Annotated in this window: 18 protein-coding genes and 3 pseudogenes; 9 read left to right on the plus strand and 12 right to left on the minus strand. The window is 29.7% G+C overall.

The features are described 5' to 3' along the window. Window positions 1-28: 28 nt before the first annotated feature. A complete protein-coding gene (gene ald, locus I6E17_RS02210; RefSeq protein ID WP_235235230.1) occupies window positions 29-1,135 on the minus strand; it encodes an alanine dehydrogenase in 1,107 nt (368 codons plus the stop codon). A gap of 290 nt (window positions 1,136-1,425) precedes the next feature. On the opposite strand from ald, the gene I6E17_RS02215 reads away from it, so the two are divergent. Both I6E17_RS02215 and I6E17_RS02220 read left to right on the plus strand, forming a co-directional pair. Next, window positions 1,426-1,794, plus strand: coding sequence for a hypothetical protein (locus tag I6E17_RS02215; RefSeq protein WP_235235232.1), 369 nt, complete (start codon window positions 1,426-1,428; stop codon window positions 1,792-1,794). A 66-nt stretch (window positions 1,795-1,860) separates the two neighbouring features. Then, a complete protein-coding gene (locus I6E17_RS02220) occupies window positions 1,861-6,117 on the plus strand; it encodes a 2-hydroxyacyl-CoA dehydratase (RefSeq protein WP_235235235.1) in 4,257 nt (1,418 codons plus the stop codon). A gap of 62 nt (window positions 6,118-6,179) precedes the next feature. Here the strand turns inward: I6E17_RS02220 and I6E17_RS02225 are convergent, their stop codons facing one another. Together I6E17_RS02225 and I6E17_RS02230 are read right to left on the minus strand one after the other, a co-directional pair. Beyond that, complete coding sequence (locus I6E17_RS02225) at window positions 6,180-7,469, minus strand: MATE family efflux transporter (protein WP_235235237.1); 1,290 nt, start codon at window positions 7,467-7,469, stop codon at window positions 6,180-6,182. A 120-nt stretch (window positions 7,470-7,589) separates the two neighbouring features. After that, window positions 7,590-8,468: a mechanosensitive ion channel family protein gene (locus tag I6E17_RS02230; RefSeq protein WP_235235239.1), complete on the minus strand. Its 879-nt coding sequence runs from the start codon at window positions 8,466-8,468 to the stop codon at window positions 7,590-7,592. A 165-nt stretch (window positions 8,469-8,633) separates the two neighbouring features. Between I6E17_RS02230 and I6E17_RS09965 the strand changes: the two are divergent. The 4 genes and pseudogenes from I6E17_RS09965 to I6E17_RS02250 form a co-directional block, all read left to right on the plus strand. Continuing rightward, window positions 8,634-8,995 (plus strand): annotated as a pseudogene (locus I6E17_RS09965) (DNA polymerase IV); the annotation flags it as partial. Window positions 8,996-9,229: 234 nt separating this feature from the next. Beyond that, window positions 9,230-9,661, plus strand: a complete 432-nt coding sequence (locus I6E17_RS09970) for a hypothetical protein (RefSeq protein WP_235235465.1) — start codon at window positions 9,230-9,232, stop codon at window positions 9,659-9,661. A gap of 237 nt (window positions 9,662-9,898) precedes the next feature. Beyond that, window positions 9,899-11,364, plus strand: a pseudogene (nagE, locus tag I6E17_RS02245) (N-acetylglucosamine-specific PTS transporter subunit IIBC). Window positions 11,365-11,524: 160 nt separating this feature from the next. Next, entirely contained in the window at window positions 11,525-12,739 is a 1,215-nt protein-coding gene (locus I6E17_RS02250; RefSeq protein WP_235235241.1) for an IS256 family transposase, read from the plus strand. Window positions 12,740-12,858: 119 nt separating this feature from the next. On the opposite strand, the gene I6E17_RS02255 is transcribed toward I6E17_RS02250, so the two are convergent. The 6 genes and pseudogenes from I6E17_RS02255 to I6E17_RS02275 all read right to left on the minus strand — a co-directional run bounded on the left by I6E17_RS02255 (window position 12,859) and on the right by I6E17_RS02275 (window position 18,085). Further along, entirely contained in the window at window positions 12,859-13,911 is a 1,053-nt protein-coding gene (locus I6E17_RS02255; protein ID WP_235235243.1) for a DNA cytosine methyltransferase, read from the minus strand. Beyond that, window positions 13,901-14,161: pseudogene (locus I6E17_RS10025) on the minus strand (helix-turn-helix domain-containing protein); the annotation flags it as partial. The gene I6E17_RS02255 and the pseudogene I6E17_RS10025, both read right to left, overlap by 11 nt. A gap of 166 nt (window positions 14,162-14,327) precedes the next feature. Next, window positions 14,328-15,065, minus strand: a complete 738-nt coding sequence (locus I6E17_RS02260; protein ID WP_235235245.1) for a DUF6339 family protein — start codon at window positions 15,063-15,065, stop codon at window positions 14,328-14,330. Beyond that, the gene (locus I6E17_RS02265) at window positions 15,065-15,688 is read right to left on the minus strand and encodes a hypothetical protein (protein ID WP_235235246.1); all 624 of its coding nucleotides are present in this window, start codon (window positions 15,686-15,688) and stop codon (window positions 15,065-15,067) included. The genes I6E17_RS02260 and I6E17_RS02265 overlap by 1 nt, the downstream gene beginning before the upstream one ends. A gap of 244 nt (window positions 15,689-15,932) precedes the next feature. Then, the gene (locus I6E17_RS02270; RefSeq protein WP_235235247.1) at window positions 15,933-17,828 is read right to left on the minus strand and encodes a hypothetical protein; all 1,896 of its coding nucleotides are present in this window, start codon (window positions 17,826-17,828) and stop codon (window positions 15,933-15,935) included. A gap of 5 nt (window positions 17,829-17,833) precedes the next feature. Further along, complete coding sequence (locus I6E17_RS02275) at window positions 17,834-18,085, minus strand: hypothetical protein (RefSeq protein ID WP_235235248.1); 252 nt, start codon at window positions 18,083-18,085, stop codon at window positions 17,834-17,836. A 212-nt stretch (window positions 18,086-18,297) separates the two neighbouring features. Between I6E17_RS02275 and I6E17_RS02280 the strand changes: the two genes are divergently transcribed. Further along, entirely contained in the window at window positions 18,298-18,663 is a 366-nt protein-coding gene (locus I6E17_RS02280; RefSeq protein ID WP_328225535.1) for a hypothetical protein, read from the plus strand. Window positions 18,664-18,767: 104 nt separating this feature from the next. Here I6E17_RS02280 and I6E17_RS02285 read toward each other — a convergent pair whose 3' ends face one another. Genes I6E17_RS02285 through I6E17_RS02295 form a run of 3 tightly spaced genes read right to left on the minus strand, consistent with a single transcriptional unit; the run spans window position 18,768 to window position 20,995 of the window. Beyond that, entirely contained in the window at window positions 18,768-19,511 is a 744-nt protein-coding gene (locus I6E17_RS02285) for a basic amino acid ABC transporter substrate-binding protein (protein ID WP_235235250.1), read from the minus strand. Between the two features lie 52 nt (window positions 19,512-19,563). After that, window positions 19,564-20,292, minus strand: a complete 729-nt coding sequence (locus I6E17_RS02290; RefSeq protein ID WP_235235251.1) for an amino acid ABC transporter ATP-binding protein — start codon at window positions 20,290-20,292, stop codon at window positions 19,564-19,566. Further along, a complete protein-coding gene (locus I6E17_RS02295) occupies window positions 20,285-20,995 on the minus strand; it encodes an amino acid ABC transporter permease (protein WP_235235253.1) in 711 nt (236 codons plus the stop codon). Before I6E17_RS02295 ends, I6E17_RS02290 begins: the two co-directional genes overlap by 8 nt. A 923-nt stretch (window positions 20,996-21,918) precedes the next feature. On the opposite strand from I6E17_RS02295, the gene I6E17_RS02300 reads away from it, so the two are divergent. Together I6E17_RS02300 and I6E17_RS02305 are read left to right on the plus strand one after the other, a co-directional pair. Beyond that, entirely contained in the window at window positions 21,919-22,290 is a 372-nt protein-coding gene (locus tag I6E17_RS02300; protein ID WP_235235255.1) for a phBC6A51 family helix-turn-helix protein, read from the plus strand. After that, window positions 22,280-22,681, plus strand: coding sequence for a hypothetical protein (locus I6E17_RS02305; protein ID WP_235235257.1), 402 nt, complete (start codon window positions 22,280-22,282; stop codon window positions 22,679-22,681). Before I6E17_RS02300 ends, I6E17_RS02305 begins: the two co-directional genes overlap by 11 nt. Window positions 22,682-22,684 lie beyond the last annotated feature (3 nt).

A 22,684-nucleotide genomic window follows, 5' to 3' on the forward strand; every position in this document is an offset into this window, starting at 1 on the left:
GATATAAAATCTGCCTTTTATCTATTCTTTAGAATCCTACTCCTACATAATCAAGAGCTAAACTGTCTGCTACTTTTCTGCATGTAACTCTTCCATTCATAATATTTATTCCTCTAAGAAGTTCAGGATAAGTACCGCAGGCATCTCTAAGTCCCATATTTGCAATAGCTCTTGCATATTTTAAAGTTGCATTTTCAAGAGCAATAGTTGCTGTTATAGGATAAGCTCCTGGCATATTCCCTACACAATAATGAAGAACACCATTTACTATATAAGTAGGTTTTTCATGTGATGTAACTTTTGAAGTTTCAAAGCAACCTCCTTGGTCTATTGCCACATCAACAATTACACTTCCCTTTTGCATATTTGCAATATATTTTTTAGTAACAAGGCATGGTGTTTTCCCTCCAGGAATAAGAACAGTCCCAATAAGAAGGTCTGCTTTTTCTACTGCTTTTTCAATGTTTCTAGGTGTAGAATAAAGGGTAGTAACCTGACTTCTATATGTATCATCTAAATATCTAAGTTTGCTTACATCTATGTCAATGGCAATAACTTCTGCACCAAGACCAACTGCTGCTTTTATAGCACTTTGACCTGCCACTCCAGCACCTAAAACTACAACTTTTCCTCTTTCAACTCCAGGAACTCCTCCAAGTACAATTCCTTTTCCCCCAGTGTTCTTCTGTAAATAAAAGCTTCCAACCTGTACAGCCATTCTTCCTGCTACTTCAGACATTGGTGTAAGAAGAGGGATAGAACCATCATCAAGAACTATAGTTTCATATGCAATACATGTTGCTCCAGATTCAACAAGATCTAAAGTAGTTTCTTTATCTGCTGCAAGGTGCAGATAAGAATATAAAATGTGATGAGGTTTTATAAATTTTCTTTCTTCTTTTTGAAATTTTTCAACTTTTATAATAAGAGTAGCTTCTTCAAAAACTTCCTCAGCAGTGTCAACCATTTTTGCACCACTTGAAATATAATCTTCATCTAAGACTCCTGCACCAAGTCCGGCTCCTTTTTGTACATAGACTTCATTCCCATCAAGAACAAGCTGCCCTACTCCTGCAGCAGTTAACCCAACCCTGTTCTCATTATTTCTTATTTCTTTTGGAATACCTATCTTCATACAATCCTCCTATGTCCAGTTCAATTCAGTGTCATTTTAATTATATATAATTTTTAAAAAATAGGCAAATTTTAAAACTGTTAAATAAAAAATCTAAATAAGTTTAATGTCAAAAATTTATACTTCTTTTTTAATTTTTATACATTTTAAAATTTTAATTATGAATTACATATGTTTTTTTGATTTTTTTTATTAATTGAAGTATAATTTAGTTAACTTAAAAAGTCTTATATCTTTAATATATAAAGATATAACAAACTTAAAAATTTTCTGAAAAAGGAGGGATAATTATGCTGAAAAAAAATAATAAAGTATCACTTTATATAATACCTTTTATTATTTCGTTTGTATTTATTGTTTTCATGCAAAGCTTAAATATAAATAACAGCAGAGTAAATATTCCTCTGAAAGCTGAAAAAGAAAGTGCTATTTTCTTTGAAAGATCAAATGGATCAGAAAATTATATTTCTATGAGAATTTCAAGAACTGGTGTTTTTGAAATTTTTATGGGAAGAGATACTCTTCCAAGTTTTGTCAAAAAAGTAGAAGAGTATACATTTTTTAAAAAAGTAATCAGATTATCAGAAAGAAATGCAGGAGAAATAGCTGCTGTATGTTCTATTCTGCAAAGATATAAAGAACGGATTCTCCTTATTTGATAAATTTTATTTTTGTAATTTTAAAAAATACAATTAAATAAAATTTATACAAGGAGAACTGCCAAAATGAAAAAATTATTTGTGGGAACTGATGTAGGTTCAACTACTGTAAAAATCGTCTGCCTTGACGAAGAAAACAATGTTGTTTATTCAGTTTACCAAAGGCATTTTTCTAATGTAAGAGAAACTTCAAAAGACCTTTTTGAAGATTTTTTTGCTTACATTGAAAAAACTTATGGAACTGATATTAGTTTTAAAGTAAGCATCACTGGTTCCGGAGGGCTTGGAGTATCAAAATGGATTGATGTAGATTTTGTTCAGGAGGTAATTGCTTGTATAAAAGCAATTGAAACTATTATTCCTGAAACTGATGTTGCTATTGAGCTTGGTGGAGAAGATGCAAAAATAACATATCTTAAAAATGATATGGAACAAAGAATGAATGGAAGCTGTGCAGGGGGAACAGGAGCTTTTGTAGATCAAATTGCTTCTCTTCTTGATACTGATGCTGCGGGACTTAATGAATTAGCAAAAGGGTATGATACAATTTATCCAATAGCTTCAAGATGTGGAGTTTTTGCTAAAACAGATATTCAGCCACTTATAAACGAAGGAGTAAGAAAAGAAAATATAGCAGTTTCTGTTTTTCAGGCTGTTGTAAATCAAACCATTACAGGTCTAGCATGTGGTAAAAAAATAACAGGAAAAGTTGCCTTTTTGGGAGGGCCTCTTTTCTTTTTAAGTGAACTTAGAAAGAGATTTATAGAAACACTTAAACTTACTCCTGAAAACATTATATTTCCTAAAGATTCTCAGCTTTTTGTCGCTCAAGGAGCTTGTATTCTCTCAAAAGAAAATACAAAAGAATTATCTTTTGAAGAATTAAAAAATAAAATAAAAATTCTTAACAACCAAGGGCTTCCAGAAACAACAAGTCTGCCTCCTCTTTTTGAAAATGAAAAAGAGCTTAAAGACTTTATGGAAAGACATGAAAAAGAGACTGTTGAATCAAAAGATATTGAAAGTTATGAAGGAAATGCTTATCTTGGAATAGATGCAGGTTCTACAACAATAAAACTTGTACTTGTTTCTGAAAATAATGAAATTCTTTATTCTCATTATTCGCACAACAAAGGAAATCCACTTGATAACATTATTTCAAACTTGAAAGTTCTTTATTCAAAACTTTCAGATAAAATTACAATTAGAAGTTCTTGTGTCACTGGATATGGAGAAAATCTTATTAAAGCTGCTCTTAATGTAGATGTAGGAATTGTTGAAACAATGGCACACTATAAAGGTGCAAAATTTTTCTCTCCTGATGTTGATTTCATTCTTGATATTGGAGGTCAAGACATGAAATGTTTAAAAATAAAAGATGGTGTAATAACATCTATTCTTTTAAATGAAGCTTGCTCATCAGGATGCGGATCATTTCTTGAAACTTTTGCAGGAAGTTTAGGAATGAAAATACAAGAATTTGCAGAGCTTGGAATGAAAGCAAAAGCACCTTCAGACTTAGGTACAAGATGTACTGTATTTATGAATTCAAAAGTTAAACAAGCTCAGAAAGATGGAGCAGATGTAGGAGATATTTCTGCTGGTCTTTCTTATTCTGTTGTAAAAAATACTTTATTCAAAGTTATTAAAATGAAAAACAAAGAAGAATTCGGAAATAAAATTGTAGTACAGGGAGGAACTTTCCTTAACAACTGTGTTCTTCGTGCCTTTGAGTTAATTTCAGAAAGAGAAGCAATAAGACCTAATATAGCTGGGCTTATGGGAGCTTTTGGAGCTGCTCTGATTTCAAAAGAATATGCTGAAGAACATTCTCTTGAAAAGTCTTCAATTTTAACTGAAAAAGACTTGTATAGTTTTTCTGCTGCTACAAATCTTACAAGATGTGGTATTTGTGGAAATAACTGTCTTTTAACTATTCATAAGTTTCAAAATGGAGAAAGATTTATTTCAGGAAACAGATGTGAAAAACCTCTTGGAAAAGGAAAAAAAGATTCTGCCCCTAATATGTTTGAATATAAATATAACAGACTTTTTAACTACCAGCCTCTTGAACCTTCAAAAGCTGTAAGAGGAGAAATAGGAATACCTAGAGTTCTTAATATTTATGATTCTTATCCATTCTGGTTTACTTTGCTTACAAAATTAGGATTCAGAGTCATAATTTCTGATGATTCATCAAAGAAAATTTATGAAAAAGGAATTGATACTATTTCATCAGATTCTATTTGTTATCCTGCTAAAATGGTTCATGGACACATTATTAATCTGATTGAAAAAGGAGTAAAAACCATTTTTTATCCTTGTGTTATTTTTGAGGAAAAAGAAGATAAGAAAGCTCAAAATCAGTTCAACTGCCCAATTGTAATTTCTTATCCTGAAGTTATAAAAAATAATCTTGATATCCTTAAAGAAAAACATATTGATATGATGATTCCATTCTTCTCAATGGCAAGCAAAGAAGTTCTTTATAAAACAGTTTATGAAGAATTCCAAAAATATGGAGTTGATAAAAAAGAAGCTCAAGATGCTGTTGATGCAGCTTGGGAAGAGAGATATAATTTCAGAAAAGATATGCAGAATAAAGCAAAAGAGGTTATGGAATGGCTTGAAAAAACAGGAAAAACAGGAATTGTTCTTTGTGGAAGACCTTACCATAACGATAAAGAAATTCACCATGGAATACCAAATATTATAAATTCTTTTGGAATCGCTGTTCTTACTGGAGATGCTGTTGCAAGTCTTACTTCACTTGAAGATGGACTTAGAGTTATTGATCAGTGGACTTACCATTCAAGACTTTACAGAGCTGCTACATTTGTAGGAAAACACCCTAACCTTGAACTTGTTGAGCTTAACAGTTTCAGTTGCGGACTTGATGCTGTTACAACTGATCAGGTTGAGGAAATATTATCAAATTATGGAAAGGTTCACACTCTTCTTAAAATTGATGAAGTAAGCAATATGGGAGCTGTAAGAATAAGAATAAGAAGTCTTTTAGCTGCTCTTCAAGATAAAAAGAAAGCTGTAAAAAAGATTGTTAAAAATAAAATAGAATACAGAAAAAATTTATTTACAGCTAAAATGAGAGAAGAATATACAATTCTTGCACCTCAGATGTCTCCTATCCATTTTGGACTTCTAAAAGATGCTTTTTCTGCTGAAGGATATAAATTGGAAGTTTTAGAAGAAACAAAAGAAGCTTTAAATGCAGGACTTCAATTTGTAAATAATGATGCTTGTTATCCTTCAATTCTTGTAATTGGAGAATTAATTTCAGCCCTTAAATCTGGAAAATATGATATACATAAAACTGCTGTTCTTATTTCTCAAACTGGAGGAAGTTGCCGTGCTACAAACTATATAGGATTTCTAAAAAAAGCATTAAGAGATAGTGGGTTTGCAAATGTTCCTGTGCTTTCTCTTAACTCAATGGGATATGAAGCACAAGAAGGATTTAAAATTACTATGAAGCTTGCTCATAAAACACTTATGGCTGTTTCATATGGGGATATTCTTATGAAATTACTTTATCGTACAAGACCTTATGAAAAAATAAAAGGTATGACAAATAAAATTTTTGATAAATGGTACGAACTTGTAAGACCAAATATCAGAAATGGAAAACTTTTACAGTTTAGAAATAATCTAAATAATATAGTAAAAGATTTTTCACAAATAGCTATAAATCAAGAAGAAAAAATAAAAGTAGGAGTCGTAGGAGAAATACTTGTTAAATTCAGTCCTTTTGCAAACAACCATCTTGTTGATTTTATTGAAAGTGAAGGAGGAGAAGCTCGTACTTCAAGCCTTATGAGTTTCGTAAACTATTGTATTTACAGTGAACAATTTCTTCAGGAAAGATTTCACGGAAGATTTTCTTCTTTAAAACAAAAAGCAGCTCTTGCTGTAACAGGATTCTATACAGGATTTGTAAACAGAGCTTTAAGCAAATGCGAAAGATTTAGACAAGAAGATTTTATTGGAAATATTGCTGATAAAACTTCAAAATATATTTCAATAGGACATCAATCTGGAGAAGGATGGTTTCTTCTTGGAGAAATGATAGAACTTATAGAACACGGCGTACCAAACATCGTATGTGTTCAGCCTTTTGGATGTCTTCCTAATCATATAACTGGAAAAGGAATGATAAAAAAATTAAAAGAAGAATATTCTTACTCAAATATTGTTTCAATAGATTATGATCCTGCTTATTCTGAAGTTAATCAAATAAACAGAATAAAACTTATGCTTTCTGTAGCTAAGAAAAATCTTTTGACTCATAACTTACAAAAAGCATAATAAAAAATATATTATAAAAGCAACCTCGTTTAATTATATACGAGGTTGTTTTTTATTTATATTTAATTTTTTTGAAAAACAGGATTTTTTATTATTCTTACTATTAGAGGAATTACCATTATTATCCATACAATGGGTTCTGAAATAATTATTCCAAAATATTTAGTATAAGGTACAATAAAAATAACAACTGCTGCTTTTCCTGCAAGTTCAAGAAAACTTGAAATAACAGGAGTAACTCTGTCTCCTATTCCTTGCATCGCATTTCTTAAAACACTTATTGCACCTGGAATGAAATAAAAAATTGTATTTAATTTTAAATAATTTTCAGCTGTATCTAAAATTTCTTGTATTTTACTTCCTGTTACCATATAAATAAGTTTTGGAGCTATACTATAACTCATAATAATTACTATTAAACTCCAAACTGAAGTTATTATAAGTGCACTTATAATTCCTTTTTTTATTCTTTCATTTTTTCCAGCACCCTTATTTTGCCCACAGTATGTAGCCATAGTAATTCCCAAAACTGCGAAAGGAAGCATAAAAAATTCTGTAATTTTTCTTGCTGCTGTATGAGCAACTATTGTATTTGTTCCAAAAGTATTTATTGCTGTCTGGAGTATAAGTGTTCCGAAAAATACAAGAGACATCATAAGTGCCATTGAAATTCCAGAAAAATAAAGATTTTTTAAGAATTTTATTTTAAAATTAAAATCTTTTCTTTTTATCCTGAACATTGGATATTTTAACCACATATAAGCAAAGCAAAGGAAAACAGAAATACTTTGTGAAATTACTGTAGCCCAAGCTGCTCCTGATGTTCCTGTTCTAAGAACAAGAATAAAATAAAAATCAAGAAAAATATTTAATACACATGATAGTACTAAAAAAATTAAAGGAGCACCAGTATCTCCAACTGCTCTTAATATTCCTGCAGAAGCATTATAAAGCATTGTAACTGTTATTCCAAAAAGAATGACTTTTATATATGCTTTTGATTGTAAATAAAGAGCATCTGAAACATTTAATAAATTTAAAATATTATCAAGAAAAAATATGCTTATAACTGTAATTATTACTGTTGTTAAAATTCCAAGAAAAATTGTCCCTGCAACCGTTTTTTTTATTTCATTTTCATTTTTTTCTCCAAATTTTTGAGCTGCTACTATTGCAAAACCATTTGTAAGCCCAAGGAGAAACCCTATTAGCAAAGTACTTATGGAAGTAGTTGTTCCCACTGCTGCAAGAGAAGTTTCCCCTAATGTACTTCCTACTATTCTTGTATCAGCAAGACTGTAAAAAAGCTGAAAAATATTTCCAAGACACACAGGAAGAGCAAATTTTAACATCTTTTTTGTTGGATTTCCATTAGTTAAGTCTATCGTTTTAAATCCCTCTTTTCTGTTTTAAAATATATTGTTAAAAACAGTAAGATTATATCATAAAACAATTCTTTTTTCCTTCAATTTTTATTTTTCTTTGTTTTCATCATAATTATAAAAATGAACATCCAATTTATTGTATGGAATTTCAATATTCTTTTCTGCAAATCTTTTTATAATATATTGCATAAGATCTCCACGAACATTATAATAATCATGATATCCTTTATTTTCTGTCCATACAAGATATTCTATATTCACTGAAGAACTTCCATAAGACATTATATTTATAAAAGGTATTCTGTCATTTTCTATCCCTTTAAATGTCTTTGTGATATCCTGAAGTTCTAATACAGCAGCTCTTGGATCTGCTTCATATGCAATAGGAACAGTAAGCTGTATCCTTCTGTATTTATTGGCATCATAATTTGTAATATTTTTACTTATAACAACATTATTAGGAATTATTATTTTTCTGCTGTCAAGAGTATTAATACATGTAGAAAATACACCTATTTCACTTACTTCTCCAACTGCATCATTCATCTCTATGAAATTTCCCACAGTAAATGGTCTTGAAAATAAAATTACGACTCCCCCTGCAAAATTTGAAAGAAATTCTTTTAAAGAAATACCTATACCTAAACTTATAGCACTTATCATTGTTATAATTGACTGCTCTTTAAATCCAAACATAAGCATAGCAAAAAGAAAAAATATTCCATATATTCCAAGTTTTACAAAAGATTTTGTAAATTGTTTTGCCCCTGCATCTATTTTATTTATAGATATTTTATCTACATATTTATCAACTGCATTCACAAAAAATTTACCTACATACATTATAATAATGAAAGAAATAATTTTTATAAGCAGAATAACTGCATCTGTTACAAAAATTTGGAAGATAAGATTTCCATTCTTATCCTCTACATTTTTAATAATGCTTAAAATATTATTATTCATAGCACCCTCCAAAAAGATAAATTTATCTCTCCACTTTATAGTATATACCATAATTAAAAAAAACCAAAGCTTACCTTTTAATTATCTATTTTTTATGATAATATATATCTGTAAATATTTTTAAAAAAGGAGTAATAAATGCCAAGAGTTATTCTTCATTATGACATGGATGCCTTCTATGCTTCTGTAGAAATAAGAGATAATAAAAGTTTAAAGAACAAACCTTTGGTTGTAGGAGAAAGCATTGTCACTACAGCAAGCTATGCTACTAGAAAATATGGAATACATTCTGCTATGAGCACAGCTGAAGCAAAAAGACTTTGCCCTTCACTTATTATTCTTCCATGTAACAAAAAAAATACGCAGCTGAATCTAATCATATTCATACTCTTGTAGAAAAAGTAACTGATAAAGTTGAATATATCGCTTTTGATGAAGGATTTCTTGATGTTACAAGTATTATAGAAAATTATCCTTCTAAAGAATATTTTGCAAAAAAATTTAAAGAAAGAATTTTTAAAAATACAGGACTTACATGTTCTGTAGGAATCGGTTATAACAAGCTCACTGCTAAAATAGCAAGTGACTGTAATAAACCCAATGGATTCTATATATTTAATTCTCCAAAAGAATTCACAGCTTATATTTCTAATAAAAGTATAAGTATAATTCCAGGAGTTGGTAAAAAATTTATTCCTATACTTGAAAAAAACAATATTTTTAAACCTAAAGATATATATAACTTTTCTCTTCATGAACTTATTTCTCTTTTTGGATTATCAAGAGGTTCTCTTTTATATTATTATTCTAGAGGACTTGATGACAGGCCTGTAAAAAAAGAGCGAAAAGCAGCTTCTGTTGGAAATGAAAATACATATAGATTTTCTCTCCAAACAGATGAAGATTTAAAAAGAGAATATACTGCAGTTTTTGAAAAAAGTTACAAAAGACTTAAAGAAAAAAATTTCTTATGTTCATGTGTTAATATAAAAATAAAATATAAAGATTTTAGTTCTATTACAAGATCTAAACATCTTTCTACTCCCACTGACAATAAGACAGACCTTTTTGAAATCGTAGTTAATCTTATAGAAAATATTGAATACAGAAATGAAATAAGACTTGTGGGAGTTTCTTTTTCCCATTTAATTAAAAAAAATATTCTTAAAACTCAATTATCCTTTAAATTTTAGAAGGAAAAATGAAATAAAATATGAATTATAAATTCATTTTTTCAAAAATTTTAAAAATTTTTTTGAAAAAATAATTTAACAAAAAGTGTTGTTTTACAATAGTTTTCTGCTACTTTCTGTACATTTTTTATAAAAGGTGCCTAAATTATGCTTGCTTTTTTTCTATTTTAAAGTAAAATAAAGTATAGGTAGTATATTTATAAAAATTCTATAATTTAACTTTGAGGAGGAAATTTTATGTTTGGTTATTTACAAAAAATTGGTAAAGCCTTAATGGTTCCAGTTGCAGTTCTTCCAGCTGCTGCTATTCTAATGGGTATTGGATATTGGATTGACCCTACTGGTTGGGGAGGAAACAGCCAACTTGCTGCATTCTTAATTAAAGCAGGAGCTGCTATAATAGACAATATGCCTATATTATTTGCTGTTGGTGTTGCTTTTGGACTATCTAAGGACAAAAATGGAGCTGCTGCTCTTGCTGGGTTAGTTGCTTTTGAAGTAGTTACTACTTTACTTTCTGCTGGTGCTGTTGCACAAATGACTGGTGTTTCTCCTGATCAGGTTTCTCCTGCATTTGGAAAAATAAACAACCAGTTCGTTGGAATCCTTTGTGGGGTTATAGCTGGAGAATTATATAACAGATTCCATAGCTTAGAACTTCCTAAATTCCTTGCTTTCTTCAGTGGAAAAAGATTTGTTCCTATCATTACATCAGTTGTAATGCTTGTTGTATCTTTTATTCTTTTATATATATGGCCTGTTATTTACAGTGGACTTGTTACTTTCGGAGAAGGAATTGCTAAATTAGGACCTGTAGGAGCTGGAGTTTATGGATTCTTTAACAGACTTCTTATTCCTGTTGGATTACACCATGCTCTTAACTCTGTATTCTGGTTTAATGTTGCTGGAATTAACGACATTGGAAGATTCTGGGGAGACCCTGCAGCAGCATATGCAGATCTTCCTGCAGCGGTAGCTGGTTCTTACCATGTTGGAATGATCAAGCTGGATTCTTCCCAATCATGATGTTTGGATTATTAGGAGCTTGTTTTGCATTTATTAAAACTGCTAAACCTGAAAACAGAGCTAAAATCAAATCTATCATGTTAGTTGCTGGATTTGCAAGTTTCTTTACAGGAGTTACTGAACCTATTGAATTTGCTTTCATGTTCGTTGCTCCAGTATTATATCTTCTTCATGCTGTTTTAACTGGTATAGCTGTATTCCTTGCTGCTTCATTTAACTGGATGGCTGGATTTGGATTCTCTGCAGGATTTGTTGATTTCTTCTTATCACTTCGTAATCCAAATGCAAATCAACCATATATGTTAATAGTTCTTGGAATTATTTTCTTTGTTCTATACTATGTAATATTTAGCTTTGCTATTTCTAAATTCAACATCAAAACTCCTGGTAGAGAAGAGGCTGATTTAGAAGAAGCTGAAAATACAGTTTCTGGAAATGCATCACACGCTGAACTTGCTGCAGCACTTCTTCTTCTTTTAGGTGGAAAAGAAAATATTGTAAGTGTTGATAACTGTACTACAAGATTAAGACTTGAAGTAAAAGACAGCTCTTTAGTTAATGATGCTGAAATCAAAAAACTTGTACCTGGTGTTTTAAAACCTAATAAAACAAATGTTCAAGTTATAGTTGGTACTCAAGTAGAATTCGTTGCTGATGAAATGAAAAAACTTGTTTAATTAAAAAGTAAATAATTAAAAAATAAGAACTGTTGTAAATTAGTAACTTAAAATTATTAATTTACACGGTTAGTGTAATAAATTTTGTGTAAATAAAAATCTCTCTTGATTATTAATGAATTATAAATATAATTTAATTAATATTAAGGGAGGTTTTTTTATGTCTTTATTACCAAAAGAACTTATCAAAGAGATTGTTAGAAAAGGAAATTTTAAGTCTGCTACTGATATCCAGGAAGCTCTTAAAGATTTAATGAAAGAGTTTATACAAGAATCGCTTGAAGCTGAATTGAACAATCAATTAGGATATGAAAAATACGAGAAAAAAGAGAATTGTGATAACTCTAGAAATGGATATTCTAAAAAGAAAGTTAAATCTTCTTTTGGAGAAATAGAACTTGATATTCCACGCGATAGAAACAGTGAGTTTGAACCTAAAATAGTTCCAAAATATTCGCGTGATATCTCTAACTTGGAAGAAAAAGTTATCTCTATGTATGGATTAGGTATGTCTACAAGAGATATTAACAAACATATCCAAGAGATTTATGGTGTTGATGTTTCTGCTGAAATGGTAAGCAAAATTACTGATAAAATTATTCCTTTAAGTGAAGAATGGCAAAATAGACCTCTTGAAGAAGTATATTATTTTACTTTTTTAGATGCAATCCATTTTCATGTGAAAGAAGATAAAGCAATAGTAAAAAAAGCTGCTTACATAGTTTTAGGAGTTAATTCTGAAGGAAAAAAAGATGTATTAGGAATCTATATAGGTGGAAATGAATCAGCTAAATTCTGGTTATCTGTTTTAAATCATTTAAGAAATAGAGGAGTAAAAGATATTTTGATAGCTTCTGTAGATGGTTTAACAGGATTTTCGGAGGCTATTAAAACAGTATTTCCTTATGTAGATATTCAAAGATGCATTATTCATCAAATTAGATATACTTTAAGTTTTATTAGTTACAAAGAGAAAAAAGAATTTGCAAAAGATTTAAAAGAAATATATACAGCTCCTAATGAAGAAACAGGGTTTTCTGCGCTGGAGGAATTAAAAGAAAAATGGTCTAAAAAATATCCTTATGCGCTGAAAAGTTGGGAGAATAACTGGAGTGAATTAAGAACATTTTTTAAATTTAGTCCAGAGATTAGAAGAATTATGTATACAACAAACGCAATTGAAAATTTAAATAGAATATACAGAAAAGTAACAAAAACAAGAAGTAGTTTTCCAACAGATATGGCTCTAATGAAATTATTATATTTATCAACAATTAATTTAACAGAAAAATGGAAAACAGGTTATGCGAAAGATTGGCATTTGATAAAAGGACAATTGGCAATAGAATATGAAGAAAGACTGAAAGGTTTTTAATTTCCTTTCAGCCTTTAAAGTAATTTAAAAATTAATAATCAAGAGATGATAAATACACAAAATTATTTACATTCTCAGTATCTAAGAAAATTGGTTCACTACACCCATCGCACTATTTTTTACTCTTTAATATTTGCTTCTATATATTCATAATCTATATGAGCGAAACTTCTCAGTATAGCCTCAAATATGATTTGAACTCCTTTACATGGAATAGCCATCCCAATCTGTTTACGAACTTTTTCTTTAGAACCAAAGAATTTATATGAATCTGGAAAAGTTTGTAGCCTTGCTCTTTCTCTGTTAGTTAATGCCCTATGTTCAGACCAATGGTAGATATGAGTTCCACCACCACCACTTCCAGTAACAGTGTATGCAGGTTTATTTGGGTCTAATCTTTTATAAATCTGGCTAATTTTTGCTCCTTTAACATTTAATTGCAACTCTTCAGGAATATTTGCAGTAAAAGCATTTTCCCCCGGATTTATATATTTAAGTCTTTTTATAACTTTTTCAGATTGTCTTGTAGGCTCATTGTTTAAAGCATTAACAGGAATAGGTGGAATTTCTATAGCTGTTTTACAAGTATTATCTAAGCTACTATATGGTACAGGTGATGGAACACGATAAATAACATCTAAATCATTACGGATTCCGACGATAATAATTCTGTGTCTAGCTTGAGGAACACCATATTCTTCAAATTTATATAAATGAGGTGTAACAGTATAGCCTGCATTTTCCATTTCTTTAAGAATTTTTTTGAATGTATTTCCAGCATTAGCACTTCTTAATCCGCCAACATTTTCAGCTAAAAACCATAAAGGACGATATAAATTTAAAGCTTTAATCCCATAAGAATATAAAGGTCCATAAAGCCCTCCTATTCCTTTCTGCTCTCCTACAATACTATAATCATTGCAGGGAAAACCAAAAGCTAAAGCATTTATTGGAGCAAGATTTGACAAATCAAAATGCCTTATATCTGCATGATAGACTGTGTCTGGTTTATCAGGACAAATATTAAATCTATATGTTTCACATGTGTCAGCATCATAGTCATTTGCCCATTGATGTACTATTTTGAATAAAGGATTCTCAATAGAAGCATTTATTGCACCGTAGGCAAGTCCTCCCGGTCCACAGAAAAGTTCACCTAATTTAAATATCATTATTTTCATCTCCTTTATTTTTTAAAAGTAAATTGATTAAATTTTGGATATGCTCAGAAAAATATTGTTGATACTTTTCTAAATCGCTTTCCTGCAAATATCCACAAGAAATATAAAGGGGAATAATGCTACTTTTATAAAAATCTGCTAATTTTTTTATAATTTTAATGGAAGGTCTTGTAATCTTCTCTTGTTCTATTCTGCTTAATGTAGAATCAGGAATTCCTGTTGCGTATTGAACTTGTTTTAAACTTAAATTTTTTCAAACGCTCTTTATTTAATAATTTCCCAACATATTTCATAAAACTGCACTTCTAAATGCAGCATATCATATTTGTTGCTAAAAATCAAATATTTTTCTTTAAAAATAAAAAAAATACCGAAAAATTTTTTCGGTATTTTATAGATTTAACTTTTTAAGAAGTTTGACATATTTCTATTGCTTTAATAAGGATTTTATCGTGAATACGTTCTTCTGGAAGACAATCCAGAATATATGTACCACCTAATAAATTTAAGTATTTAGCTAACTCACCAACGACATCTGTATTGATACTCAGTCCTTGTTCTCTAGCTTCTATTACAGCACCAAGAAAAGGACGGATAATAGAAGGGTTGTTTGATGTATTACGTTCTAAAATGTGCATAATATAGTCAGAATTTTCACAGACAAATTCAGTAAGTTCCCAAGGATTAGAACGATTTTTATCATAGGTAAGGCGTCCAATCCACCACAGCCTTGCAAGGGCATTTCTTGTTAAAGAACGTCTGTTTCCGAAATCAAAGAAGAAATGCTGCAACACATTAGAAACTGTACAATTTTTATCAATATTCCATCTATATTTTACATAATTCCAAAAAGTTCCAAGACATAATCCAGCCCATAAACGTTCATCAGATGCCTGAGAATCAGATAAAAAATGTAGATTTTCATAAATACGTTTAACATTTTCAGGCTCTGTAAGAAAAGGTTTATCAGCACTCATATCTAAGCCAAAGTCATGAACTTCAGGGAACTTTGTATCAATGAATAATGTATTATTGAATTCTTCCTGCAGCCAATCAGAAGAATCTTTTTTAAAATTATCAACCCAGCTGTTAATATTAGTTTTAATAATATCGATATTGTCATAGCTTATAAATTGAAGCTTCATTATTCATCACCTCCGCCGGCTATACCAAAACTGCTTGTCAAGAATGTAAAAGCGTCTGTAATAGGATTATTTATTAATTTTTGAGCAAGTTCAAGACAATTTTGACTATTAAATTCTTCACTTTCAATATTGCATTCAAACTGTGTCTGTAAGACCTTTGATAAGACTTTATACCATAGTGTATCAGAATACTCACTTCTTTCATGGATAGATAAAGATTTTAATTCTTCCAAAACAAATACAAGTGCAGGTATAACAGTAAGAGAGTTAAGAATATACTGTGCTGACGGAGTAGAACTCAAAACTTTATAGCTGTAAAAATCACTAAGTGGTAGCTTAATAATAATCTTACGTTGTGACATATCAACTAACATTTGTCTGCAGCTTTCATCAGGATTTTTACTGATATTAAAAATGGAAGGTGTATCTGCAATCTCATCAATATCTTTAGAAATATTTACAGTTACCATTTTACCTACAGCCATAACACACCCTGCTTCTATATTAAAAGTAATTCCTTGATAATCTTCATGAAAATTAGGGCTTGTATAAGAATTTAAATCATCAACTGCTACGATAAATGGACATATTTGTAATTTTCCATTTACAGTTCTACTTAGCAAAGTATATTTTTCTTTTAATTTATCTGTTTGAACAACTGTACGAAACCCTGTCTGTGAGCATTCTAAATGATAAACAAACTTAGCTGTACCCTGATTTATACAATCTTGAAGACTTTGACAGGTAAGAGATGCAGAGAAATTAATACATAAATCGTATCCATCGCGAATAACATTAACAGATGTCTCAAAACTACCGGAACTATAGTCATTAGAATAAAAAGTTAAGACAGGATAGGGATATAATTTATATTTGATTTCCATATGCTTTTACCTCCAGAGAACAATAATCATAATAATCAAGCTGAATATTAACTCGAAGAGCTTTTTTTTCTGTAAATATTAGATTAAATATTTTATTTTTTTTGAATTTTAATTTAGGGCATTCAGAACAGGAAGCTGCAATAATAGAAGCTTCATAACTTTGTGATTCAGCTGACATAAATATTTCTAAAATACCATTTACAGCAGAAGAATCAGGGGTAAATACAATAGTGTATTCTCCGGTATCTTTGTTACGAACAACATTACGGGCATTAATTATAGGAATTTCTGATATTTTTTTATAATTCTCTGCAGGAATGTTTTCTTCTTTAGTCCTGTGATTATTTCCATTGTTGCTTTTTCCTTTATGATTAAGACTAATATCTTCACCAGAAAAATCATCATCAACAAAATCTTCTTCCTCTTCGTCTATAAGAGAAGTACTAAATTCTTCACTCTTAGGATTTGAAGGTTTTGATATAACTTCAGATACACGAATTTTAATGTCTTTGACAGTATCTCGTAGAGCTTCTGCACATTCTTGATTAGAAGAATCCTCAAAATCATTAGCAGAAAGATATTCTCCTACAGTTGGGTCAAGTGCTTCTTCACTGTCATCATTTTTCATTTCATCTAATGATGTTTTAATAAAACGTGTTAATGATTGAAGAAGATGTTTTGCTTTACTTTTATTTTCTGCACGTTCTATTTCCCATTCAAGGTGCTGTGGATTTTCTAGATTACGAAGATATGAATTTATTGCATTTCCTTCAATGAATAAAGTTCCAGCGAAAGGAATTAATCCATTAATATTTCCTTTATCTTTAATTTTCATTCCTGTCTGGCGAATCATTGCAACACGCCTGCTGAAAGAAGGCATAATCATCAGTTTTAAAGTAACTTTACCAGCAGTTTCAGGGTCATCTGTAAATTCTTTAACAAAAGTTCTGGCAGACACTGAATCTGTAAGTGTCTGAAAATATTCATCAGCATGTTCTTTAAAATAATTTTTATACAAAGTTATCAAATCTGAAAGACTCTCTTTGTTAATAATAATTCCATCAACATTTACTTCTAATGTTTCATTGTAAACTGCATGAAGGAAACCGTCTAAAACAGAAGCTGTCATCTGTTCTTTCCAGTCGCTGTCACCAGTAAAGCCGATGATATAAATATCAGTACCGGAAGTTTCAACACTGCGAAAATAATCAGGGTCTAAAGAAAATTGTTTATACATAGGACTGTTATGTTTATTGCCATAGAAACCAATTCCCTGAGTGATTTCATTTTCTCTATTTTTAAAAGAAGTTAATCTTGAAACACCTTGAGAAGCACAAATACCATCTTTATCACAAGTACTGTAAAAAATTGTTCTCAAAACTGAGCAGGCATATGGTGCAAATTTACCAATTCCAAAAGAACCACCGTTGCTGCCGGATTTATCTGATGTTCCTGAAGATTTTATTAAGTTGCACCAAGGTGAATTATACTCTTCATGAGAACCTGTTAGACCTGAAGTATTAAAATCACTAATTCTTAAACATGTGATTGTAGATTTATTCATTTCTTTCAATGCTTGCTTAAAAAAATTTTTTGCCTTATTAGATTTCTGCTCTGAACAAAAATCTAAAGAACGTTTAAGAGAGTCTTTTAAGCTTAGATAATCTGGAATTTTATCTGGAGAAATTTCAAAGGTTTTGAATTCAATACGAGTAGGTTTTCCATTTTCAAGTGTAGCATCTAAGGAGTTCTGGCAAATTTCTCTTGCAAGTGATTTAATAGGATTTCCTTTGAAAGTTTCAACACCAGAATCAGAAATACCAAAAATTTGTCCATAATTATTTGAAGGAAAGTTCCATTCTTGTGTAAAACTAAACATATATATCACCTCTTATTCTTACTTAATGAAAATCTTGAAATCTTCTCAGGCTCAGGCTTTGTAAATTTTTTTTTAGCTTCATGTAACTCTTGTTCTATTGCTTTAAAGACTTCTTCAACTTCGTCTTGAGTATATTCATAGATAGAAGTATTTGAACAGTTGCCAAGAAGCTTTAAAGTATCAATTATTTTATTAGTCCTAGCTTCTACAAGCCTGATAAATTTATCATGTTTACTTTCATCAGCTTGTTTTTTCATATTTTACCTCCTTTTTATGTTCTGTTATATATAAAGAAATTAAAATATTAAATATTATTTTTAATATATTATATAATATTTTTAAAATATTATCAATTAAATAGAAAATAATATTTTAAATATATAATAATATTTTAATTATAATTTGAAATTATTTAAAAATATAAGAAAATATAAAATTTTATGGTATATTCTTTGAAGATATTCAAAAGATAAGAGACTCTAAAGGTAATACAGTAGATTATCCTCATTTTTCAAGTGATGAAAAAGTTATGGAAATAGCAAAAACTATTGACTATAAAAATGGAAAAGTAGTAGTAGGAACTATTGGAACAGCAGACCAATGGAACAGAGAACTTGAAAGAATTAAATTTATCCATGAAAGATATGGAACATCAGCAGAAGAAATGGAAACAGTAGCAGCAGCTCAAGTAGCAAAAGCATTTAATGTTCCTTTTATGGGAGTAAGAATACTTTCAAACACAGATGTACATAATGAAGATTTTAATCCTGAAACAGCAATTTGGTGTCAAGAATATACTGTTGAACTAATAAAAAAATTAGATTTAAAAAAATAAATCTTATAAAACTATCTTAGAAAATTCTAAGGCAGTTTTCTTATATACAACAAAAAAAGAAAACTGCAATCTTACAGTTTCCTTCTTTATTCTTTAATAAAATATTAGTTAAAATGCTTTTCTATTATTTCACTGAAAGTACCATCTGCTTTAATTTTATCTATAGCAGCATTAATTTCTTCAAGAAGCTGAGAATCTTCTTTTCTTACAGCAATAGCATAATCTTCTGATTCTCCTTTTCCTTCAGCTATTTTTAATCCACTGTTTTTAGCAACATAATTATTTGCTGTCTCAGAATCTAAAACAACAGCATCAACTTTTCCTGACTGAAGAGCCATAATACCTGCATAAGCTGCATTGAATCTTTCTACTTCAACACCAGGCATTTCACTTACAACAACATCTCCTGTAAATCCAAGCATAACTGCTACTTTCTTTCCATTTAAATCATTAAAATCTGCTATAGTTGTATTTCCTTCTGGCACAATTATAACTTGATTTGCTGAATAATAAGGCTGAGAAAAATTAACAGTTTTTTGTCTCTCTTCTGTTGCAGTCATTCCTGCTACAACAACATCAACTTTTTTAGTTTGTAAAGCTGGAAGAAGTCCATCAAAGCTCATATCTTTTACAATAATTTCTCTTCCCATTTCTTTACCTATAGCATTGATAAAATCAATATCAAAACCTACTATTTTATCTCCGTCAAGATATTCAAACGGAGGAAACTCAGCATTAGTTCCTACATAAATAGGAGCTTTTTCTTCTGCAGCTTTCTTTTCTCCCCCACATGCCACAAAAACTAACATTAACATTAAAATACTTAATACCTTCAGTGCTTTTTTCATTTCATGCCTCCTAAATAATAATATTTATTTTTATAAAATAACTTACAAAATTTTAACGGTTTAAAACTTTATTTAAAAATTCTTTAGTTCTTTCATGTTTTGGAGAACTAAAAAGTTCTTCAGGAGTTGTATCTTCAAGAATATTTCCTCTGTCCATAAAGAAAACTCTATCTGCAACATTTTTCGCAAATCCCATTTCATGAGTAACAATTATCATTGTCATTCCTTCTTCAGCAAGGTCCTTCATAACATCAAGGACTTCTTTAATCATTTCTGGATCAAGTGCTGATGTAGGTTCATCAAAAAGAATTACCTCAGGATCCATTGCAAGAGCTCTTGCAATAGCTATTCTTTGTTTCTGTCCTCCTGAAAGCTGATTAGGATATGCAGAAGCCTTTTCTCTAAGTCCAACTTTTTCAAGAAGCATAAATGCTTTCTTTTCTATATCTCCTTGCTTCATATTTTTTACTTTCATTGGAGCAAGAGTTAAATTTTCTAAAACTGTTTTATGTGGAAAAAGATTAAAATGCTGAAATACCATTCCTACATTTCTTCTTACAAGGTTAATGTCTGTTTTATCATCCATAAGATTTTTATCTTTAATATATATTGCTCCCCCTGTAGGTTCTTCAAGAAGATTTAAACATCTTAAGAAAGTTGATTTTCCACTTCCTGAAGGTCCTATTATTGCAATAACTTCACCTTTTTTTATATTTACTGATATATCTTTTAAAACTTCAAGCTGTCCAAAACTTTTATATAAATGCTCTACTCTAATCACTTACCTTCATCCCCTTTTCCACTCTTCTCATAAATTTAGTAAATAAACCTGTCATAATAAGATAAATAATACCTACAGCAAGAAGAGGTTCTACTCCTCTATAAGTTTGGCTTGTTATAATATTTGCTGAACGAAGAAGATCTACTCCTCCAATAAATCCTACTATTGAAGTTTCTTTTAAAAGTGTTATAAACTCACTTACAAGAGCTGGAAGAATCTTTTTTACAGCCTGAGGAATAATAACTTCTTTCATGGCAGTTCCATAAGGCATTCCTAATGCTCTTGCTGCTTCCATCTGTCCTTTATCAAGTCCTTCTATACCTGCTCTTATAATTTCAGAAACATAAGCTCCAGAGTTTATTCCAAATGACATACTTGCTATAAGAAAAACTGGCATATCTCTGAATCCTGCAAAAATAACATTAGCAAGAATCATAAGCTGAACAACTGCTGGTGTTCCTCTTATAATATCAGTATACCATATTGCAAGCCATTCTAGAGGATTAAAATCTTTAAATCTTTTAGAATGTTTTAAAGGGTAAAATCTTGAAATTCTCATAAGTGCAAAAAGTATTCCTAAAATAATTCCGATTACTGCTGAGAAAAATGTTACTCCCACAGAAAAAATAAGCCCTTGAATAATATAATTATATCTGGCTCCATCAATAAAAATTTCTTTTAATGTATCAAGATACTGAAACATTTTTTTCCTCCTTAAAATCTATGCTAAATTTTTTTATTAAACTAAAATAAAAAGGTCTAGCTTTTGACAAGCTAAACCTGTAATAACCATAAAATAAAAACCAATAGTGAAACTATTGGCTAATAAATCAATCTATGCTCATGGAAAAATTTCCAATCTTTACAAAAGAATAAAGTCATTATTCAGCCATATCAAAAGAAACCGGTATATTAAATTATATAATTATCTGTTCCTGTTTCTCCTAATAATAAATAACATCTTCTTCCTCCGAAATAATTTCATATTATATTAAGACAATAGTAACAGATAAATATATAAATGTCAATTTATTTTTTATTTAATTATATTTTGTTTTGATAAAATTGTTAAATTTTATTAGTTTATATTTCTTTTATTTTTATAAAGTTATAAAAACTATGAATAAACCTTGTTTGTTATTTGTTTGCTACCGTAATATTAAAGATTTTTCATATAACATGAAGAGAGGGAGTGAAAATATACCCTCTTTTCTCTTTTTTATACTATAACTTAGTTATGATATAATTTTTATAAAATATTATTAAGTATTTGACACTTTTAAGCAGTTGTAAAAGTTGCTTGATACTTTATACCTAAAAACAAAACGACGAGCCAAAAACATCAAATAAGTGGGGTATTTTGACCTTAAAATTCATTTTACAGGATAGAGCAGAGGGAAAGAAAAATGAATTCAATTTTTCCTACTTGGTTTTATAAAAATAGACACAGGACAGACAAAACATAAAAACGGTTAGGTAAAAATAGAAATTTTTCACAATAGCATAAATTTAAAAAGTTAATAACGGTTAGGTTAAAAGGCAAAATGGTTAGGTGGTTATAAACTATTAGTTGACTACCACAGAACAGAATTGAAAAGAAATGAAAGGATTTAAGGAGATGATAAAATGGCGAATAAATATAACAGGGAGCAAATAGCATTAGATTTACTGTTATGCTCTTCAAATATAGAAGTTTGTAAAAAGAATAAAATCAGTGAAGCCACTTTATACAGGCTTAGAAAAGAAGATGACTTCATAAAAATTTTAAACGAGCAGAAAGAAAAGTTATTCAGTAATACTATGACCAAAGCCCAAGCATACAGCTTGGAAGCCTTAGAAATATTAATGAACATTGCAAGAGATGAAGAAGCACCGCACAATAGTAGAGTGAGTGCAAGCTGTAAAATGATAGAGTTCGGGCAATCTATGTTTGACCAAGAAGTTATTTTGAAGAAATTGGAAGCATTGGAAAGAGAGATGAACCAAGATGAAGAGTAATTATAAGCTGATTTTAAAAAGAATGGATAAAATAAAAATCCCAGAGAGCAACAAAACACCTATAATTATAATAGCTGAAAAGTTAGAAAATGGAAGTTATCAGATAGCTGAAACCTTTGAGAACTATAAAAGAAAAGATTTTATTATAGAGGGCGAGGAAAAATTCAATAATTTTCTTGAAAAAATAGATGAAAATAAATGTACTGTTATAATTGACGATATTTTAAACTGTATCCCTAAAGAAATGGCAAGTAAAGTTTTAATTACTTCCACAGATGAGGAACTTTATAAGATATTGAACGAAGAAGAGGGACAAGAAAAAGAAATCGGGCAAATATTAAAAAGAAATCTTGAAGAGTTGACAGAGAAAAAAGGCGATATTTTAAAATAATAA

The sequence above is a fragment of the Fusobacterium perfoetens genome (assembly GCF_021531595.1).
In the GTDB taxonomy this organism is placed as follows: domain Bacteria; phylum Fusobacteriota; class Fusobacteriia; order Fusobacteriales; family Fusobacteriaceae; genus Fusobacterium_B.

Coding starts and splice junctions, on each gene's coding strand:
- ald (WP_235235230.1), bottom strand. CDS start 1,135: ATGAAGATAGGTATTCCAAAAGAAATAAGAAATAATGAGAACAGGGTT.
- I6E17_RS02215 (WP_235235232.1), top strand. CDS start 1,426: ATGCTGAAAAAAAATAATAAAGTATCACTTTATATAATACCTTTTATT.
- I6E17_RS02220 (WP_235235235.1), top strand. CDS start 1,861: ATGAAAAAATTATTTGTGGGAACTGATGTAGGTTCAACTACTGTAAAA.
- I6E17_RS02225 (WP_235235237.1), bottom strand. CDS start 7,469: ATGTTAAAATTTGCTCTTCCTGTGTGTCTTGGAAATATTTTTCAGCTT.
- I6E17_RS02230 (WP_235235239.1), bottom strand. CDS start 8,468: ATGAATAATAATATTTTAAGCATTATTAAAAATGTAGAGGATAAGAAT.
- I6E17_RS02250 (WP_235235241.1), top strand. CDS start 11,525: ATGTCTTTATTACCAAAAGAACTTATCAAAGAGATTGTTAGAAAAGGA.
- I6E17_RS02255 (WP_235235243.1), bottom strand. CDS start 13,911: ATGATATTTAAATTAGGTGAACTTTTCTGTGGACCGGGAGGACTTGCC.
- I6E17_RS02260 (WP_235235245.1), bottom strand. CDS start 15,065: ATGAAGCTTCAATTTATAAGCTATGACAATATCGATATTATTAAAACT.
- I6E17_RS02270 (WP_235235247.1), bottom strand. CDS start 17,828: ATGTTTAGTTTTACACAAGAATGGAACTTTCCTTCAAATAATTATGGA.
- I6E17_RS02275 (WP_235235248.1), bottom strand. CDS start 18,085: ATGAAAAAACAAGCTGATGAAAGTAAACATGATAAATTTATCAGGCTT.
- I6E17_RS02285 (WP_235235250.1), bottom strand. CDS start 19,511: ATGAAAAAAGCACTGAAGGTATTAAGTATTTTAATGTTAATGTTAGTT.
- I6E17_RS02295 (WP_235235253.1), bottom strand. CDS start 20,995: ATGTTTCAGTATCTTGATACATTAAAAGAAATTTTTATTGATGGAGCC.
- I6E17_RS02300 (WP_235235255.1), top strand. CDS start 21,919: ATGGCGAATAAATATAACAGGGAGCAAATAGCATTAGATTTACTGTTA.
- I6E17_RS02305 (WP_235235257.1), top strand. CDS start 22,280: ATGAAGAGTAATTATAAGCTGATTTTAAAAAGAATGGATAAAATAAAA.